Raw genomic sequence first — 19011 nt, forward strand, 5'->3', positions numbered from 1 at the left:
ATTTCTTGCGACGCTGATGTAGGCGCTTCGCAGTACCGCTTTTTTCAAACAAACTTGTGATCTGACAATGAATGAGCTGCATCCGCGCTTGGCGCTGGATATGTATGTATTGACGCAACGAGTCGAAACTGGAGTATTTCGGGTCTGCGATGAGTTATTTCCGTTGATCGCACGATCGCCCAAGTTCAATACGCGGCTTTTCTACAGGCCAGGAAGTGAGGGGAGTGCAGCGGCGCGTGTGCTGGACGAGCGCGTGCCTGCCCCGCGACATGTGGCAGGCGAAGCGCCCTCACAGGACGCTGACATTCTGTTGTCCCCATTCGGCGTGGCACCTAGGGACTGGTTGCTGGACTCGCGCCTGCTGCAGGCTCATATTGTTTACGATTTGATCGCCATAAATCGCCCCGATTTCTTCTCGCTCGAGGCAGCGGCGGAGGTGCGAAGTATTGTTGACAGCCTGGACGAACACACCGTCATCTTTGCCATTTCGGAGTTCACGAAAAAGGACCTGTTGACTTGCAGGCCAGACCTCAATCCGCGGCAGATCACGGTCATTCCCCTGGCTGCAGGGGCGTCCTTCAGGCCTTGCTCAGACTCGAGGGCGAAGGCTGGAGTGCGTGCGAAGTATGGAGTTCCGCCTCAAGTTCCATTCATCCTTAGCTTGGCGACTCTGGAGATACGCAAGAACCTTGACCAGGTTGTCAATGCGTTCGTTCTGCACATGGAGCAGAACACATCGAGTCCGATCCACCTCGTGCTCGCCGGTATGTCCGGCTGGAAGTTGGAGCAATTGCAGCACGCGCTGGCGACGGCTGACCGTTGGCGCCATCGAATCATTCTGACCGGTTTTGTCGAAGACGCTGATTTGTCTGCGCTCTATAGCGAGGCGTTGTGTTTTGTCTATTTGTCCCGCTACGAAGGTTTTGGCCTTCCCCCTTTGGAAGCAATGGCGTGTGGCACGCCGGTGATCTGCGCCGATAACTCGTCGCTGCCAGAGGTTGTCGGTCAAGCAGGGTTGCTGTTGGACGCAGACGACATACAAGGCGTGGCCGATGCAGTGCAGAAGATTTTCGTGTCCCAGGAGTTCCGGACGGAACTAGCGCGCGCAGGCATGCAGAGAGCTCGGCTCTTCAGCTGGGAGCGCTGCGCAGAAATTGTCATCACGACACTTTCCACGGCCTATGCACGTCATGCAGAGCGCCCGACGAACCGTCGACAGCGGCCGCTGGCTCCCGGCGCGACGGCCACGAGGTACGCCCGCCCAGACGGCATTGTCGAAGCCAACTTTCTCGACTATCAGAACGGCAGCCATGGCCCACATTTCGCGCGGCATGATACTGCGCCTTTGAAGGTGGCCGGCAGCGAAGGCTGGCCCCGTTGGGCCGATGCAATTCCTGCTCAAGGGGCTCGATCGGAAGAGGGCGGATTGCGTACGCGCGGCCACTACAAGACGGGTACGGCATCGTTGCCGCTTGTGACGTACATCACCGTGGTGCGCAACAACGCTGCCACGTTGGCGCGCACTATCGAGAGTGTGCAACGCCAGACTTATCCCAATGTGGAGCACGTGGTGCTTGACGGTGCCTCCACCGACGGCACCCTGGACTTGATCCGCCAGTATGCCGACAGAATCGACTACTACGCTTCCGAGCCGGACAAGGGCCTGTATCAGGCCGTCAACAAGGCGATACCTCTGGCGAGGGGCCAACTGATCTGCATCCTCAATTCGGACGATTGGCTAACGCCAGATGCTGCCGAGATCGCTGTTCATCGGATGGGCGATTGCGAAGGGGCCGCCATTCTGCTGACCGCCGCGAACGTCGTGCAGGCGGACACGGTGGTCCAAGAGTGGTATCCAGCGTTTGTTCATCCCGGTAGCTACTTCATGTGCGCGAATGATTGCCATAACGGCATCTATGCCACGCGGGCCGCGTATGAGAACTCCGGTCCCTATGACGAGTCCTACAAGATTGTCGCGGACTTCAAATGGATCATGACGTGCCTGGAGGCGGAGGTGACCTTCGTTTACACGCGCGAATTGACGGTCAATTATTCGCTCGGCGGCACATCTGGTGACGTGCGTCAGCACAGCATCGAGTGCATGCGAGTGGTCGGCGAGCGCTTTTCATTTCTGTCGCCTTCCGACATCACGGGGCTGTATCACTGCTTTTTCCTGTTTGCCGGCGCCGCGCGTCTGGAGGCCGCGCCTCTCCGGCGAACGGAATTTTTGCGCGATGTGCATGCTCGGCACGCAGCAAATCCCGATTTCCTCTCAGCGCTTGGCTGGGCATCGATCGAGAAGCTTCAGCACCCCGCCGATGGCGAATCGACGAAGCCTCCAGTTGTCGATGCAAAGGTCCCATCCGGCAGATGGCTTGTCAAAGAGTTGGCAAAGAAAATACTGTCGCCATTTCCGCGTGTGTACTTGGTTGCCCAACGCCTGTTTTGGTCACTGCGAAAGAGGTGAGTCGTGGCAAGAATTGCCTATCTGGACCATTCGTTTCACCGGACAACCAAGTCAACTGCGTTTTTGCCTGAGATTCTGGAGCGTCACGGGCACAGTGTCGATTTCTTTTGGGACGATGCATGGCAGGGGGGGATGCCGGTCGCATGGGCGGACGTGCAACCCTACGATGTCGTCATCATGTTTCAGTCGTACTGCCGGCCGGAGGAGCAGTATTTTCGGCGTTCGCATCCGAACGTTGTCTATATACCGATGCTTGATCAATTTGGAGTATGGCAGGGGCCGGTCTTCAATCTGTCGGCATTCTGGGAGCCATTCCAAGGATCCAAGGTTCTGAATTTCTCGAACGCGGTGCATTGCATGACAACGGGCTTTGGCATCGTCAGCCACTTCGCACGTTTCTATCAGCCAATTGAAGCGATGCCTGCACCGTCGCAGCAAGGCCTTCACGGATTCTTTTGGCTGCGCCGCGAATTGCAGTTGCCTTGGCGCGTGATTCGCAAGCTTATAGAAAACACGAGATTCGATAGTTTTCATATTCATCTGGCGACCGATCCAGGCAGCCCGCCTGCCGAACTGCCATCCGCGGAGGATATTGCTCGGCATCGAATCACCACTTCCGCATGGTTCGAGAACAAAGCAGACCTGAACGAGTTGATGGCGCGCGCCAATGTTTTCTTCGCTCCACGGCTGGAGGAAGGAATCGGTCAGTCTTTTCTCGAAGCAATGTCTCGCGGCCAGTGTGTGGTGGCGCCCAATCAGGGAACGATGAACGAGTACATTGTTCCGGGTGTCAATGGATTGCTGTACGACCACCAGAATCCGCAGCCGCTCGATTTTTCCCATGTGAACAAGCTCGGCGCCGAGGCGCGAGAGGGCGCATTGGCGGGCCGTGCCCTGTGGGAGAGCGCGGAAGCGGAACTCGTGAGCTTCATCTTGACGCCCAGCGAGACGCTTTACGCAGGCAAGTACCAGCATGCGTTCGTGGGCACTCCTCTGCAGGCAGGTCCCGGGAAGACTGCCGCGGCAAACCAGGCGAACGATCCTGGCGCCCCGTCAGCGGCCAGCTTGCGTCGCCTTGCCCAGAGCCACGCGATCTTCAGGACGACGAGGTTCATATGGCATCCCATGGTCAGATTCGTTCGTCATATCATTGGGCGCTGAGAGTGATACCGCACAGTTTTTCGTCGCATTCGCTGCGCAACTAAACAAGGGAGCCACGTTGCAAATGAAGAAGATTTTTATTGCCGGTCATCGCGGTCTGGTAGGTTCGGCCACGCTCGCGGCGCTCGAGAAGCAACCGGGGGCTTACGAGGTGCTAACGCGAACCCGCACAGAGCTTGATCTTGAAGATCGAGACGCGACGCGTGCATTTTTCCTGCAGCATCGCCCTGACTACGTGGTCATGAGTGCTGCCAAGGTTGGCGGGATCCTTGCGAACTCCAATTTTCCCGTCGACTTCCTTCACAACAACCTGCGCATCCAGTTGAACGTCTTCGATTCCGCTCACGAGGCGGGTGTGGATCGAATGCTCTTCCTGGGGTCCTCATGCATCTATCCGCGAGATTGCCCGCAGCCGATCAGGGAAGAGTACTTGCTGACCGGTCCGTTGGAAGCTACCAATCGCCCGTACGCGCTCGCTAAGATCGCCGGCGTGGAGTCTTGCTGGGCTTTCAATCGACAGTACGGCACGCGTTATCTTGCCGCTATGCCGACGAACATGTACGGCCCGGGAGACAACTACCATCCGCAGCACTCTCATGTGCTGCCTGCGCTAATTCGCCGGTTTCACGAGGCCAAGGTAAAGGGCGATCCCGAGGTGGTCGTTTGGGGATCCGGCACTCCTCGCCGGGAGTTCATGTATTCCTCCGACTTGGGCGAGGCAATCCTGTTCCTTCTCGGTCTTCCCGATGAGCGGTTCGCAGAGCTCACGCATCCCGACGTCACGCCTTTGATCAACATTGGCGTGGGCGAGGACGTGACCATTCGCGAGGTGGCGGAGCTCGTGAAGCAGGCCGTCGGCTATGAAGGCGAGCTCAAGCTCGACGCGACCAAGCCCGATGGAACGCCGCGCAAGCTGCTGGATGTAGGGCGGCTTTCGGCCCTCGGATGGGAGGCCCGAACGCCCCTCGTTACCGGCCTCCAGAATGCGTATCAGGACTTTCTCGGGCGCCATGGCTGAACACCCGCTGAAGCGTTACGCGAGGCGCCTCGCCAAAGGTGCGTGGTGGCTTGCAACGCCGTGGTGGACGCGTAGACGGTTGGCTTTCTTGCGTCAGCGCTCAGAGGTCGCGGCGCGCACCACCGAGTTCGAGCTGATGATCGGTGCCGAACGCGAGCAGGGCGAGTTGCGCAGGCGCGGAATACCGGTGGCTATGTCGGTTCCATTTGATCTGTTTGACGATGAAATGGTCTGCGAGGTGGCCGGCTTGCCACGAGACAAGGTCCTGTGGCCACCTGTGGCCACCGCAGACATAGCCGATCGCCAGTCGGCCGCGCGCTTCCTCATCGATTTGTGGCGTAAGCGCAGTGATCTGCGCGGGCGTTTCCCGCAGGCTCTTGAAAGTGGTCGGCATGGGGAGTTCGCGGAGTGGCTGCAAGGCGAGGGCGCCTCGGAGGCGGGCCTGAACGAGTCGGCCTTGTCATTGCTGCTCGACGCGTTGGACGTCGGCTTGGCCGACCCTGCTCGCCAAGCATTCCTTGCAAACATCGCACTGTCTGCCGCGATGCCGCATGGCCTGACTCCGGTTGGTCAACGGAAGCTGTTTCGATGGTTCATTCGGCATGGGGCGGAGGAGTCGGGATTGCGTCTCGAGGAGCTCTGGTGGCTTTTTCTGCAGGCAGAGCGCAACCCGGCGCGCGAGCTGATGCTGGCCTACGATTTCAGCCCGGCATGGCAACGTTCGCATCCCGATGGGCTGACCATCTTCGGTCGAGAGGCATTTTGTGCCTGGTTCGCGTCGGAATACGGCGCCTCGGGTGGCTGGATCGACCCGGTGAATTGGCCTGCGTGGGAGGCGCCCGCACTGCAAATTCGAAGTGCTTATTGGGCGCGGGACGAATGGCGTGCAGCTCACCCAAATGCGCTGCTGCATGAAGAGAGTGCCGGCGTATTTCTGACGTGGTTGGCATCGCCCGCGGCGGGCTTGCCAGAGACCGCCCGCAAATGGTGTGCGTGCCTCGATGTGTCTAGCGTAGCCCGCGAAATTGCGCAGCCAGGCATCAACATGATTGGGCACTTTTGCTACGCGTCGGGTTTGCGCGTTTCGGCCGAATCGATGGTCCAGGCTGTGAACTCCGCCGGTGTGTCCACTTCACTGCGCGACCTGTGCACGGACGTCAAGGATGAGCCCCGCCATGCTGAGTTCGGTGGTATGGAATACCACGACGTTACGGTCATACACACACAGCCCGAGCCTTTCTTCAAGACGGCTTATGAGCGCGCTCACTTGTGCCCCCGAAGTCCGCGCACCTACCGCGTCGGCTATTGGTACTGGGAGTTCGACTCCATTCCTGAATCCTGGTTGGCTCACGCCGAGCAAGTAGATGAAGTTTGGACTGCGACCGAGTTCGTAGCACGTGGGCTGCGCGAACGACTACATGTACCGGTTCGTACTCTGTTTCCGGGGGTCAAGCTGGCGCCTTACAAGAAGCGCGGCAAACGCCACTTCGGGTTGAGCGGTACGGACTTCACCTTCCTTTTTACGTATCACATGATGAGTGTGATGGAGCGTAAGAACCCGAAGGGGCTAATACGTGCGTTCAAACAGGCCTTTACTCCCGACGAGCCTGTGCGACTGGTCCTGAAAAGCTCATTTGGCGATCGCCATCCCGAGCAAATGAAGGAGTTGCGAGATGCTGCCCGCGGCGCCAACGTCACCATCATTGACGACATTTTCAGTCCTGACGAGGTGCTTTCTCTCATGGACGCTTGCGATGTTTACGTTTCTTTGCATCGCAGCGAAGGGCTCGGTTTGACAATGGCCGAAGCAATGCTGATGGGGAAACCCGTGATCGCCACGGCCTTTTCAGGCAACATGGATTTCATGAGCGAGGACAACAGCTTGTTGGTGCCCTATGAGCGCGTGAAGCTGGGGAGTCCGATTCCCCCCTACGACGCCGATCTTGAATGGGCCGAGCCCTCCGTTGAGCACGCGGCGCTGTACATGCGACGTTTGTTCGAGGATCAGGAGTGGGCTCGGCAGATTGGGGAACGCGGCAAACTGAGTGCGCAAGCCAATTTGTCACTGGAGGCCGCGGGGCATCGCATCGCATGCCGCCTTGACGAGATCAGGGCCTTGCGGGCAACGACGACTTGAATCGAGCGGTTATTTCTCGACGATTCGTCCGTGCTCCATGTGGATCACGCGGTTGCATTCCTTGGCAATGAGTTCGGGCGAATGCGAAGCAAGCACCAAGATGCCGGACTTCGAGACCACATCCCGCATCCGTTTCTCGGCCTTTTCCGTGAACTCCGCGTCTCCAACCGATAGCCATTCGTCCATAAGGAGAATGTCGGCCTCGACGCTTGTGGAAATCGAGAATGCCAAGCGCATCATCATGCCGGTAGAGTAAGTGCGCACAGGCATGTTTACGTATTCGCCCAAGCCGCTGAACTCGCAGATGTCGAGCGTCAGGTTGTCGATCTCTTTCTTGCTCATCCCCATGACGAGTCCGCGCAGCATGATGTTCTCAATGCCCGTTGCGTCCATCTCGATGCCAAGCGACGGGTCGATCAGGCTGGCAATCGAGCCTTGGCGCTCAAACTCGCCCGACGACGGTTCGTAGACGCCGGCCAGCGTGCGCAGCAAGGTCGACTTGCCCGCGCCGTTGTGACCCACCAGACCTAGCCGGTCACCGCTCTTGAGTTCGAGGTTGACGCCACTGAGCGCTTGAACCACGGTCACACCGGTTTCCTTGCCGAAGCGTCCGCCAGTCACGGAGGCTGCAAGCGTCTTCTTGAGGGAGTTGGCGCCAGCGCCGTAGATCGGGAAGTTGACTGCGACGTTTTTGAGTGAAATGAATGCCATGGATCAGAGCCAGTAGACGACGCGGCGGCGGTACTTCGAGAACAGAAGAATGGCCAGCGTCAGACACATCGCCGTCCAGACCAGGATGCCGATCCAGCTGTGGATGTGTGCAACGCCGCCCATCAGAGGGGTGCGCAGAAGGTCCAGCATTTGCGCGAACGGGTTCCACAATACGTACTTGGCGCGTCCGGGAAGGCTCTCGGGCAGCCAGAAGACGGGCGTCAGAAACATCAGCATCTGCATCACGCTGGTGACGATCTGCGTGACGTCGCGATAGCGCGTGCAAATCAGTCCTAGCAGGAGGCCGAGGGCGTGCGCATTGACGATCAGGATGGCAAAGGCTGGCAGGACAAGAAGCACAGACCAGGACAGCGAAATGCCGGCCCAGATCGCCACCGGGATGTAAAGCACGATCTGATGGGCAAACTGGATCAAGTTGCGAGCCAAGCTTCGCCAGACGAACAGGCTGATCGGAAAGTAGCCTTGCTTGAGATAGTTGGACGACCCGACGAAGGCATTGCAGGCGTCCGTAACGATGCTGGAGAAGAACCCCCAGAAGATGATGCCGAGCGCCAGGTGCGGAAAGAACCTGGAAAGCTCGGTGCCGAACAGCGAGCTATACAGCGGGCCCATGCCGCCGATCATCACGCCCATGCTCAAGGTGAGCCACATCGGGCCGAGCATCGAACGGCGATAGCGCAGAACAATGTCGAACCAGGCGAGGGTCCACCAGATGTCGGTGCGGCGGGTGCCTTGCCACCAGTCAGATAAGGCGCTTCGGTGTAGATTGGAATGGACTTGGCTCATGTACGTCCGTAAGTGTCCGCAAGGCGGACGATGTCGTCTTCGCCCAGGTAGCCACCACATTGCACTTCGATGAGCACGAGCTCTTCGTCGCCGGTGTTGGTGAGGCGGTGTTTCTCTTTCAGGGGAATGTAGCGGTATTGGCCGGGGAGGGTCTGATGCTCGACGTCTCCGATCTGCACGATGCCCTGGCCTTGTACCACCACCCAATGCTCGGCGCGCTGGTGATGATATTGGAGCGACAGTGCTTCACCAGGCCGGACCGTGATTCGCTTGACCTTGTAGCCTTCTTCTTCCTTGAGCGAGGCGTACGTGCCCCACGGGCGGTGGACCACTGGCGGCAGATGCACGGTCTCGTGCTTGCGGGCCTTCAGTACATCGACGACTTTTTTCACCTTCTGTGCACTGTCCTTGTGGAGGACGAGCAGCGCGTCTGGCGTATCGACGATCACGAGGTCGTGGACGCCCACAGTAGCAACGACCTTCGGTCCATAGCTTTCGACCTGCACATGCGTACCGGTCGTGTCGAGTGCCACCACGTCGTCGGGCAGCGTGTTGCCGCTGGCGTCGGGGGTCAAGGCGTTGGCAACGGCGGGCCAGGAGCCCACGTCGCTCCAGCTGAACTTGGCGGGAACCACATGAACATTGGAGGCGCGTTCCAGCACTGCATAGTCGATGCTGATATCCGGTTGGAGGCCGAATGCATGAAGATCGAAATTCACGGATTCGCCTGCGGTCTTGGAAGTTTCCAATGCATACCTTGCTGCCCGAATCACGTCGGGGGCATGCTTTTCGAGGGCCGCGATGATTGTGTCTGCCGTGAAGGCGAACATGCCGCTGTTCCAGTAGTAGCGACCCGTGGCCAGGTACTTTTGTGCTGTCTCGAGGTCGGGCTTCTCGACAAACCGCTTGACTCCCTGGCTCTCGCGCGAGACATGCTCGACTTCGATGTAGCCGAAACCCGTGTCGGGGCTCGTCGGGCTCACGCCGAACACCACGAGATTGCCTTCCTCGGCCAGGCGGAAAGCCTCGGTCGCACTGGCCACGAAAGCATGAACATCGGGCACGAGATGGTCTGCCGAAAGAACCAGCATGACCGTATCACCGCTGAACTGGCGCGCGCACTGCAGCGCAGCCAGCGCGATGGCCGGGCCGGTGTTGCGCCCCTTGGGCTCGAGCAGAAAAGTCGTCGCCGGTGGATCGCTCATCTGCTGGAGCACGTCCCGGGTCAGGAACAAGTGATCCTTGTTGGTCACGACCATCAGATCGCCAGTGCCGCAAGCCTGACCTCGTTCGATGGCTTGCTGGAGCAACGTGGAGTCCCCGATTTTCATGAATGGCTTGGGGAAAGCCTGGCGCGACGCAGGCCAGAGCCTGGAACCGGCGCCTCCCGACAGCACCACTGAGAGTAGCCTCATCTTTTTTCCTTTTGCTTTAAAACCGGATCAATTTTACGGGCAGCCCTTTCAGGCATCGGTGCGAGGGTGCCGCAACCGATACCGCGCTGCCTATCCGGGCGTTACGAAGATAATCCTCTGCCCTGCGGCCGGCGGTCCATGTGTCGGGCACCGCCCCATTTTTCACCCATCACCCTGCAAGCTCCGTTTCCATCCGCTCCTCGGGTGCGCATCCTATGAAATCTGTCTATCGATTCATTCTCGGCCTGGCCGGACTCTGGCAAGGCCCCGGGCTGATGGGGCGCGTGCAGCGGGCGTGGCGAATGTTCAGGAAATCGGGCTGGCCCGGCATCCGCTGGGAGCTGGGCCGGCGCTTCGGCGGCTACAACAACTATTCGTCCTGGGTGCGCCGCTACGACACACTGACGCCCGAGCTGCGCGACCGCATCGCCCAGCGCGTGGCTGCCATGAACGACCGGCCCCTGATCTCGGTCGTCATGCCCACCTACAACCCGAACCCCGGCTGGCTGCGCGAGGCCATCGAATCGGTGCGGGCGCAGATCTACCCGAACTGGGAGCTCTGCATCGCTGACGACGCCTCTCCCTCGGCGGAGGTGCGCCAGATCCTCAAGACGTACAGCGAGAGCGACCCTCGAATCAAGGTCTTCTTCCGCCCCGAGAACGGCCACATTTCGGCCGCTTCCAACAGTGCGCTGGAACTGGTCTCGGCCCCTTGGGTCGCGCTGATGGACCACGACGACCTGCTGCCCGCGCATGCGCTCTTCTGGGTGGCAGATTGCATCGCGGCCCATCCCGATGTGAAGCTGATCTATTCCGACGAGGACAAGGTCGACGAGGGCGGCCACCGGTTCGGCCCGTACTTCAAGTGCGACTGGAACGTCGATCTCTTCCGCTCGCAGAACATGTTCAGCCACCTCGGCGTGCTCTCGACCGAGCTCATGCGCTCGGTCGGCGGTTTCCGCGTCGGCATGGAAGGCTCGCAGGACTGGGACCTCGTGCTGCGCTGCATGGAGCGCGTCGAGCCCGGGCAGATCCGGCACATTCCGCGCGTGCTGTACCACTGGCGCGTGCACAGCGAGAGCACGGCCCGTTCGATGAGCGCCAAGCCCTATGCGGCCATCGCGGGCGAGCGCGCGCTGAACGAGCACTTCGTGCGCACCGGTGTGCGCGCCACGGCCGAACACCTCGACTTCGGCTATCGGGTGCATTACGCCTTGCCCGATGTCTTACCCTTGGTTTCGGTAATCATCCCCACGCGCAACGCCCTGAAACTGACGCGCCAGTGCGTGGAGTCGATCCTCGCGAAGACCAGCTATTCGAACTACGAGATCATCATCGTCGACAACGGCTCCGACGATCCGGACACGCTGGCCTGGTTCAAGCGCATTGCTTCGGAAAAGCCGAATGTCCGCGTGCTGCGCGACGACCGCGACTTCAATTATTCGGCGCTCAACAACGGTGCGATCCCCGCAGCGAACGGCGAAATCCTCGCGCTGGTGAACAACGACATCGAGGTCATCACGCCCGACTGGCTGAGCGAGATGGTTTGCCTGGCCGTTCAGCCGGGTGTGGGAGCGGTGGGGGCCCGGCTCTGGTATCCGAACAGGACACTGCAGCACGCAGGCGTGATCCTCGGCATCGGCGGCATTGCGGCGCATGCGCATCGGGGCATGCCGGTCGGGCGTGAGGGTTATGGCGGCCGCGCCGCACTGATTCAATCGTTCTCCGCTGTCACGGCGGCCTGCCTCGTGATTCAGAAACGGCACTACCTCGCCGTGGGCGGCCTCGACGAAGTGCATCTGAAGGAGTCCTTCAACGACATCGACTTTTGCCTGCGCCTGCGCGAAGCGGGCCTGCGCAATGTCTGGACGCCGTATGCGGAACTGTTCCATTACGAGTCCGCGACCCGTTCGAAGAACATGTCCCCGAAGAGGCAGGCCCAGTTCCAGGAAGAGTCCGCCTACATGCACCAGCGCTGGGGCGATCTCATCCAGAACGACCCCGCCTACAGCCCCAACCTCATGCTGGCCCGTGAGGACTTCAGCTACGCCTGGCCGCCCCGCCTGCCCCCGGTCTGATGGCTCTCGACGTCTCCGTCGCGCTCTGCACCCGCAACGGCGCGCGCTATCTCCCCGAGCAGATCCGCAGCATCTGCACGCAGGCGCCGTTGCCGCGGGAGATCGTGCTGTCCGATGACGGTTCGACCGACGACACCCTGGCCGTCGTGCGCGACACCCTTGCGCAGTGCGGCGTGGCCGATCGGATCGAATTGCGCGTGTTCAGCAACACGCCGCCGCTGGGCGTCACGCGCAATTTCGAGCAGGCCGTGCGCGCCTGCAGCCATGACCTCATTGCCTTGTGCGACCAGGACGATGCCTGGCATCCTGGCCGGCTCGCGCGCATGGTGGCGCAGTTCGAGGCGCGTCCCGACCTGCTGCTGCTCCATACCGATGCGCGCCTGGTCGATGCCCAACTCGAACCCCTGGGCTCCACACTCTTCCACGCGCTGGAAGTGCAGCCCGCGGAACTGTCGGCCATCGCGCATGGCGAGGCCTTCGGCGTGCTGCTGCGGCGCAATCTCGTGACCGGCGCCACCACGATGTTCCGCAAGACCCTGCTCGACACGGCGTTGCCGTTCGCGCCCGAATGGGTGCACGACGAGTGGCTGGCCGCCGTGGCCGCGGCCATCGGCCGCATGGACGTGCTGCCCGAACCGACTATCGACTACCGCCAGCACGCCAGCAACCAGATCGGCGCGCGGCGGCTCACCTTGTCCGAGAAGATCGCCAAGGCATTTGTCGAGCGTGGCGACAAGCACGTGGCGCGTCTGCGCCGGGCCGAGGCGCTGCTGCGGCGCCTGCAGCAGCTCGGCACCAGGGTGCCAGCCCGTTACCTGGAGGCACAGCGCGACAAGGTTGCGCACCAGAGGTTCCGGGCCGAACTTCCGTCAGCGCGGCCGCTGCGCCTTTTGCCGATCCTGATCGAGGCGGCGCGCGGGCGCTATGCGCGCTTTGGCCGCGGTGGGCACGCCATCGTGCAGGACTTGCTCGAACGCGGCTGACTCAACCGCGAAGCCGCCAGTACCGCCAGAACGCCCCCGACAGCCACACCTTCAGCAGGCTGGTCACGTGCCAGTACAGGTATTTCTTGCTCCGGTGGCTTTCGCGTTGTGCGTCGTGTCGCGCCACCAGGTCCTCGCCCACCTGCAGCTTCCAGCCAGCGAGCCGGGTGCGTGCGCAGATGTCGAAGTCTTCCCCGTACATGAAGAAGCGCTCGTCGAAGCCTCCGACTTCCCGGTACGCCTCGCTGCGAAACAGCATGAACAGCCCGGGGATCCACGCCGGCACGCTGGGCCGCACGTAACCTGGCTTTTTGCGCCCGACGATCTCGAAGGGGGTGAGCAACGCCCGGTGCGGCTCCGGTGTGTTCTTTCCCGGCTCCAGGATGCGCGGCGTCAGCAACCCGGTGTCAGCCGCGGCTTGCGCCAGCAGCGGCGTCAGTACGTCGCCGTCGAAGCGGATGTCCGGGTTCAGCACCAGGAACCACGGCGTGCCGCAGCGCTCGAAGGCCTGGTTGTGATTGGCGCCGAACCCCTTGGGGCTCGCGTTCCCGATCCGCTCCACCTCGAAGCCCCAGTTGCGGCCGGCGAGCACATCGGGCTCGGGAATGTTCAATGTGAGCACGACCTTGGCAATGATGGCTCGGCTGTGCCGGTCCAACTGCTCGAGCAGCGGCAGCACCAGCGGGAGCTGGCCGTGGCTCACGATTGAAATGGTGATCGGGGGGCGGGGGAGGGAGGCGTGGGCATGGTCTAATTTCGCTCGGGAATTCTAGGGTTCCCCAACTCCCACACATGATTGCTCTGATCGTCATCAGTTTCTTCGTCGCCGCTTTCGCGGTCCAGCTGTTCATGCGCCGCGCGCGCAGGCATGCCCGCCTCTATGGCGCCGACATGCCTCAGCGCTTCCACAAAGGCCATGTGCCGCGCCTGGGCGGTGCGGGCATCCTGCTGGGCATGGGCGTGGCATGGCTGGCGGCCGGCGTCACCGGCACCGATCCGTTCAACGTGTCGTGGCCCGTCAAGACCTCGATGCTCACGCTGCTGTGCATCGCGCCGGCAGTGCTGGGCGGCATCGTCGAAGACGTCACCCAGAACGTCAAGGTGCGCTACCGACTGGGGCTCACCATCGGCTCTGCGCTGCTCGTGTGCTGGGTGCTTGGGCTGGGCGTGGCGCGCACCGGCTCCGAAACGGTCGACGGCTGGCTGGCGATGATTCCCTTTGCCACCGTGCTGTTCGCGGCCCTGGCCATCGGCGGCCTGCCGCATGCCTTCAATATCATCGACGGCTACAACGGCTTGGCGGGCACGGTCGCCGTGCTGGTGTGCCTGGCAATTTCCCACGTGGCGCTGCAGGTCGGCGACCGGCAGCTGGCGGCCATGGTGATCTGCCTGGTCGGCGCCACCTTCGGCTTCCTGGTGTGGAACTACCCGCGCGGCAAGATCTTCGCCGGCGACGGCGGCGCCTACGTCTGGGGCATGGTGATCGCCGTGGCCTGCGTGACGCTGGTGCAGCGCCACCGCGTGGTGTCGCCCTGGTTCCCGATGCTGCTGCTGATCTACCCGGTGTGGGAGACGCTGTTCTCCATCTACCGCAAGCTGGCCCGCGGGCAGTCGCCCGGCACGGCCGATGCACTGCATTTCCACCAGCTGATCTTCCGCCGCATCGTGCGCGTGGCCTTCGCGGACGACGAAGCACGGCAACTGCTCGCGCGCAACAACCGCACCTCGCCGTACCTCTGGATGTTTGCTGCGCTGTCGGTGGTACCGGCCGTGCTGTTCTGGAACAACACCATCGTGCTGATGTTCTTCTGCCTGCTGTTTGTCACGACCTATGTGGGCGCGTACCTGATGATCGTGCGTTTCAAGGTGCCGCGCTGGCTGCGCCCGTGAACCGGCACACCCCCAGGCTTCGCGCACTTCATGTCGCTGCGCCAACCCCCTTGCAGGGGACAACACCGGTGTGGCCCGGCAAAGCCGGTTCCACGGTGTTCCCGCGCAGTCAGTCGGCTGTCACCGCGATTGCGCGAGAATTTGAGCCTCACCTGATCGTCCACTGTTGCTTTGGAGCCTGACCGCCCATGACCGACCCCGTCCTCAACATCCCCCCCCGCGACAAGGCCGAGATCCTGGCCCAGGCGCTGCCGTACATCCGCAAGTTCCACGGCAAGACCATCGTCATCAAGTACGGCGGCAATGCCATGACCGATCCGGCGCTGCAGGCCGACTTCGCGGAAGACGTGGTGCTGCTGAAGCTGGTCGGCATGAACCCGGTGGTGGTGCACGGCGGCGGCCCGCAGATCGAGGCGGCACTCAACAAGCTCGGCAAGAAGGGCAGCTTCATCCAGGGCATGCGCGTGACCGACGCCGAGACCATGGAGGTCGTCGAATGGGTGCTGGCCGGCGAGGTGCAGCAGGACATCGTGGGCCTGATCAACCAGGCTGGCGGCAAGGCCGTGGGCCTGACCGGGCGCGACGGCGGCCTGATTCGCGCGCAGAAGCTCAAGCTGGCCGACCGCACCGACCCGAACCTGCACCATGACGTAGGGCAGGTCGGCGACATCGTCTCCATCGACCCCAGCGTGGTCAAGGCGCTGCAGGACGACGCCTTCATCCCCGTCGTGAGCCCGATCGGCTTCGGCGAGGAGAACGAGAGCTACAACATCAACGCCGACGTCGTCGCCGGCAAGCTCGCCACCGTGCTCAAGGCCGAGAAGCTCATGCTGCTGACCAACACGCCCGGCGTGCTCGACAAGGACGGCAAGCTGCTCACCAACCTGAGCGCGCGAGAAATCGACGACCTGTTCGCCGACGGCACGATCTCGGGCGGCATGCTGCCCAAGATCGAAGGCGCGCTCGACGCGGCCAAGAGCGGCGTGAACGCGGTGCACATCATCGACGGCCGGGTGCCGCACGCGATGCTGCTGGAGATCCTGACCGACCAGGCTTACGGGACGATGATTCGGGCGCGCTGAACGGGACGGCGCGTGCTCACAGCCCTGTGCGAGAATCAATTGATTACATCTTTGCACGCGCTCCCATGCAGAACGAAGAGACGACCAGTGCTTCCGGCGTAGAGACCTCTGCGGACACGCTTACCCCCCCGACGCGCAAGCGCCCCAAGCCGGGTGAGCGGCGCGTGCAGATCCTGCAGGCGCTCGCCGCCATGCTCGAGCAGCCCGGCGCCGAGCGGGTCACCACCGCTGCGCTGGCTGCGCGGCTCGAAGTGAGCGAGGCCGCGCTTTACCGCCACTTCGCCAGCAAGGCCCAGATGTTCGAGGGCCTGATCGACTTCATCGAGCAGAGCGTCTTCACGCTGGTCAACCAGATCCTGGAGCGCGAGGGCGCCACCGGCGCTCAGCAGGCCGCCAAGATCCTCGCGCTGCTGGTCCAGTTCGCCGAGCGCAACCCCGGCATGACCCGCGTCATGGTGGGCGATGCGCTGGTCTACGAAAACGAGCGCCTGCAGCAGCGCATGAACCAGTTCTTCGACAAGATCGAAGCCACGCTGCGCCAGGTGCTGCGCGGCGCCGCCGCGGCCGACGGCTCGGCCACGCCCAGCGTCGACGCCCAGGTGCGCGCCGCGGCGCTCACGGCCTTCGTGGTCGGGCAGCTCCAGCGCTTTGCGCGCTCGGGTTTCCGCCGTGCGCCGTCCGAGCACCTCGAAGCAACGATCGCCTTGATCGTTTGATTCGTCCCTGTCGGGGCGATGGCTGATCGAACTGCGAGCCCACAGGGTACCCAGGTGACGGCGCGGAGCCCGGCACCGCGCTCGACTTGCTTCGTTGCGAAGCGTAGGATCAGCGCCCCTTGCCGCCCCGTCGCGGCGACAAGTCCGTGTTCGTGTGGCTTCTTGAACGGAGGTTCGTATGAGCTATCACCTGGAAGGTCGCCTGCTCGAGGTATGCAACTGCAACGTCCTTTGTCCCTGCTGGATCGGCGAGGATCCTGACAACGGCACCTGCGACACGATCGTCGCGTGGCGCATCGACAAGGGAACGATCGACGGCATCGACGTCGGCGGCAATACCATCGCGGCCGTGGCGCATGTGCCCGGAAACATCCTGGAAGGCAACTGGACGGCGGCGATCTTCGTCGACGAAAGCGCCTCCAAGGAGCAGGAAGAAGCGCTGCTCAAGGTCTACACCGGGCAGGCCGGCGGACCGATCGCCGACCTGGCCAAGCTCATCGGCCAGGTCGTGTCGGTCGAGCGGGCGCCGATCCGCTTCACCGTGAACAACGGCAAGGGCGAGCTGGAGATCGGCAAGGACTACTACGCCGAACTCGAGCCCTACCGCGGCGCGACCGGCGGCCAGACCACCCTTTCCGACACCGTGTTCTCGACGGTTCCGGGCGCGCCGGTGTTCGTCGGCAAGGCCCCGACCTACCGTTCGAAGAATGCCGCGCTGGGCATCGACCTCGACATCAAGAACCACAACGCGCTGCAGAGCACCTTCGTCTTCGACGCATGAGCGCCGCGCGGGGCCGCCCCAAGCAAGTTCGCACCGCAGTGCGAAGCACGAAGGTTGCCCAATGAACCCGGCGGCCGGCTCGCCGCCGCGCAACGTCTCGCGCCACCGCCGTGTGTTCCTGCCGGTGCTTGCTGCGCTGATCACGCTCGCGTGGATGGCGTTGTGGGCCTGGGCGCGCAGTCCCTACGGACGCTATCTCGAACACGGCGACTGGACCGCCTCGGGGCCGGCCGCGTTCCTGTGCCAGGTCGTTCCCGCCGGCGACGTGGTCGTGCCCATGGTGCTCTACGCCGCTTCGTGGATTCTCATGACGGCGGCCATGATGCTGCCGACGACGCTTCCGTTGTTCAACGCCTTCGACCGGTTGACCGAGGGGCGCCCGGACCATGGACGCCTTCTCGTGCTGCTGGGGCTGGGCTACATGGCGGTGTGGGGCGCCTTCGGGTTGCTGGCGCACGCACTCCACAGTGCGGTGCTGGCCCTGCTCGCCAGCGCGCCGACCCTGGCCTGGCACGGCTGGGTGATCGGTGCCGCGACCATCGCGCTGGCTGGAGCCTTCCAGTTCAGCCGTCTCAAGCACCGGTGCCTGGAGAAGTGCCGCACGCCGCTGAGCTTCGTCGTCGAGCATTGGCGGGGGCAGGCGCAGGCCAGGCATGCGTTCGCGCTGGGCACGCACCACGGCCTGTTCTGCGTCGGCTGCTGCTGGGCGCTGATGTTGTTGATGTTCGCGCTCGGCACCGGCAGCCTCGGCTGGATGCTTCTGCTCGCGGCCGTCATGGCGGTAGAAAAGAACGTTCCCTGGGGCCATCGTCTCAGCGCGCCGCTTGGGTTCGCGTTGCTGGGCTGGGCCGCCTTCATGGTGGCGATGCATGTCTGAAGCCATGTCTGAAGGGCGCCGCGGCCCGTCCCTCCTGCAGACCATCGCCCTTACCGCTGTGGCCATGGTCGCGTTCGCAGCCAATTCGCTGTTGTGCAGGCTCGCGCTGCAGCAACGGGGCATCGATCCCGCCAGCTTCGGCAGCATCAGACTGGTTTCCGGGGCAATCACGCTCGCGCTCGTCGTGCGGCTCAGGGTACGGCCGTCTGTGGCCGGGCGGGCCGACTGGCTTGCCGCCGCCATGCTGTTCGCCTATGTCGCGTTCTTCTCTTTCGCCTACCTCAGCCTGCCCGCGGGAACGGGTGCGCTGATCCTGTTCGGTGCGGTTCAGCTCACGATGCTTGGTGCGGGTCTGGGCTCCGGCGAGCGCTTCGGGCCTGCTGCATGGTTCGGTTTCGCCCTGGCGGTGGTCGGACTCGTGTACCTGGTGTCACCGGGGATTTCCGCGCCGCCGCTCTTCGGCGCCGTGCTGATGGCGGTGGCGGGCGTGGCGTGGGGCCTGTATTCATTGCGCGGCCGCGGCGTGGCCGACCCGCTGGCCGCCACTGCGCGCAACTTCACGCGGGCGGTGCCGCTCGCGCTCGCGCTGAGCCTGGGCTTCGTGGCAAGCGCTCATGCGGACGCGACCGGCGTCGCCCTGGCCGTGGCTTCCGGTGCGCTGACCTCGGGTCTCGGCTATGTCGTCTGGTATGCGGTGCTGGGCCGCCTTTCGGCGATGCGGGCAGCCACCGTGCAGCTGTCGGTGCCGCTGCTGGCCGCATTTGGTGGCGTGCTGTTCCTGTCCGAGGCGATCACGCCGCGGCTGGCGGCCGCCTCCGTGGCGATCCTGGGAGGCATCGCGCTCGTGCTGAGCCAGAAGTCGCAAAGCGCGCGCCGTTAGCCGTCGTC

General features: G+C 62.8%; 16 protein-coding genes. 12 read left to right on the forward strand and 4 right to left on the reverse strand.

Annotated elements, in window-relative coordinates; genetic code table 11:
* Positions 1–67 precede the first annotated feature (67 nt).
* From ACEN9N_RS28330 to ACEN9N_RS28345, 4 genes are all read left to right on the forward strand, one after another.
* Entirely contained in the window at positions 68–2467 is a 2400-nt protein-coding gene (locus ACEN9N_RS28330; protein ID WP_495655053.1) for a glycosyltransferase, read from the forward strand.
* Positions 2468–2470: 3 nt separating this feature from the next.
* Positions 2471–3628, forward strand: a complete 1158-nt coding sequence (locus tag ACEN9N_RS28335) for a glycosyltransferase (RefSeq protein WP_495655054.1) — start codon at positions 2471–2473, stop codon at positions 3626–3628.
* 64 nt (positions 3629–3692) lie between these two features.
* A complete protein-coding gene (locus ACEN9N_RS28340; protein ID WP_495656431.1) occupies positions 3693–4646 on the forward strand; it encodes a GDP-L-fucose synthase family protein in 954 nt (317 codons plus the stop codon).
* A complete protein-coding gene (locus ACEN9N_RS28345; RefSeq protein WP_495655055.1) occupies positions 4639–6783 on the forward strand; it encodes a glycosyltransferase family 4 protein in 2145 nt (714 codons plus the stop codon). The genes ACEN9N_RS28340 and ACEN9N_RS28345 overlap by 8 nt, the downstream gene beginning before the upstream one ends.
* A 9-nt stretch (positions 6784–6792) precedes the next feature.
* Here ACEN9N_RS28345 and ACEN9N_RS28350 read toward each other — a convergent pair whose 3' ends face one another.
* From ACEN9N_RS28350 to ACEN9N_RS28360, 3 genes are read right to left on the reverse strand one after another with little or no spacing between them, the layout of a single operon-like run.
* Entirely contained in the window at positions 6793–7494 is a 702-nt protein-coding gene (locus tag ACEN9N_RS28350) for an ABC transporter ATP-binding protein (RefSeq protein WP_478179909.1), read from the reverse strand.
* Between the two features lie 3 nt (positions 7495–7497).
* Positions 7498–8301: an ABC transporter permease gene (locus ACEN9N_RS28355; RefSeq protein WP_478179910.1), complete on the reverse strand. Its 804-nt coding sequence runs from the start codon at positions 8299–8301 to the stop codon at positions 7498–7500.
* Positions 8298–9716, reverse strand: a complete 1419-nt coding sequence (locus ACEN9N_RS28360) for a mannose-1-phosphate guanylyltransferase/mannose-6-phosphate isomerase (RefSeq protein WP_478179911.1) — start codon at positions 9714–9716, stop codon at positions 8298–8300. Before ACEN9N_RS28360 ends, ACEN9N_RS28355 begins: the two co-directional genes overlap by 4 nt.
* Before the next feature lie 215 nt (positions 9717–9931).
* Here ACEN9N_RS28360 and ACEN9N_RS28365 point away from each other — a divergent pair, with 215 nt between their 5' ends.
* Together ACEN9N_RS28365 and ACEN9N_RS28370 are read left to right on the forward strand one after the other, a co-directional pair.
* Complete coding sequence (locus tag ACEN9N_RS28365) at positions 9932–11794, forward strand: glycosyltransferase family 2 protein (protein ID WP_478179912.1); 1863 nt, start codon at positions 9932–9934, stop codon at positions 11792–11794.
* Positions 11794–12777 (forward strand): glycosyltransferase family 2 protein, encoded by a 984-nt coding sequence (locus ACEN9N_RS28370; protein WP_413315825.1) that lies wholly within the window; start codon positions 11794–11796, stop codon positions 12775–12777. The genes ACEN9N_RS28365 and ACEN9N_RS28370 overlap by 1 nt, the downstream gene beginning before the upstream one ends.
* A gap of 1 nt (position 12778) precedes the next feature.
* On the opposite strand, the gene ACEN9N_RS28375 is transcribed toward ACEN9N_RS28370, so the two are convergent.
* Positions 12779–13480 (reverse strand): glycosyltransferase family 2 protein, encoded by a 702-nt coding sequence (locus ACEN9N_RS28375; RefSeq protein WP_495655056.1) that lies wholly within the window; start codon positions 13478–13480, stop codon positions 12779–12781.
* Between the two features lie 89 nt (positions 13481–13569).
* Here ACEN9N_RS28375 and ACEN9N_RS28380 point away from each other — a divergent pair, with 89 nt between their 5' ends.
* The 6 genes from ACEN9N_RS28380 to ACEN9N_RS28405 all read left to right on the forward strand — a co-directional run bounded on the left by ACEN9N_RS28380 (position 13570) and on the right by ACEN9N_RS28405 (position 19003).
* Positions 13570–14667, forward strand: coding sequence for a glycosyltransferase family 4 protein (locus tag ACEN9N_RS28380; RefSeq protein ID WP_413316088.1), 1098 nt, complete (start codon positions 13570–13572; stop codon positions 14665–14667).
* 188 nt (positions 14668–14855) lie between these two features.
* Positions 14856–15749 (forward strand): acetylglutamate kinase, encoded by an 894-nt coding sequence (argB, locus tag ACEN9N_RS28385; protein ID WP_007838986.1) that lies wholly within the window; start codon positions 14856–14858, stop codon positions 15747–15749.
* Positions 15750–15814: 65 nt separating this feature from the next.
* Positions 15815–16465, forward strand: a complete 651-nt coding sequence (slmA, locus tag ACEN9N_RS28390; RefSeq protein WP_413316089.1) for a nucleoid occlusion factor SlmA — start codon at positions 15815–15817, stop codon at positions 16463–16465.
* Between the two features lie 178 nt (positions 16466–16643).
* Positions 16644–17246, forward strand: coding sequence for a DUF1326 domain-containing protein (locus ACEN9N_RS28395; RefSeq protein WP_007838991.1), 603 nt, complete (start codon positions 16644–16646; stop codon positions 17244–17246).
* Positions 17247–17307: 61 nt separating this feature from the next.
* The gene (locus tag ACEN9N_RS28400) at positions 17308–18123 is read left to right on the forward strand and encodes a DUF2182 domain-containing protein (protein ID WP_413316090.1); all 816 of its coding nucleotides are present in this window, start codon (positions 17308–17310) and stop codon (positions 18121–18123) included.
* A 4-nt stretch (positions 18124–18127) separates the two neighbouring features.
* Positions 18128–19003 carry a DMT family transporter gene (locus ACEN9N_RS28405; protein WP_413316106.1) on the forward strand — a complete coding sequence of 292 codons (876 nt, stop codon included), beginning with the start codon at positions 18128–18130 and terminating at the stop codon, positions 19001–19003.
* Positions 19004–19011: the final 8 nt, after the last annotated feature.

This window comes from Variovorax sp. Varisp46 (assembly GCF_059491885.1).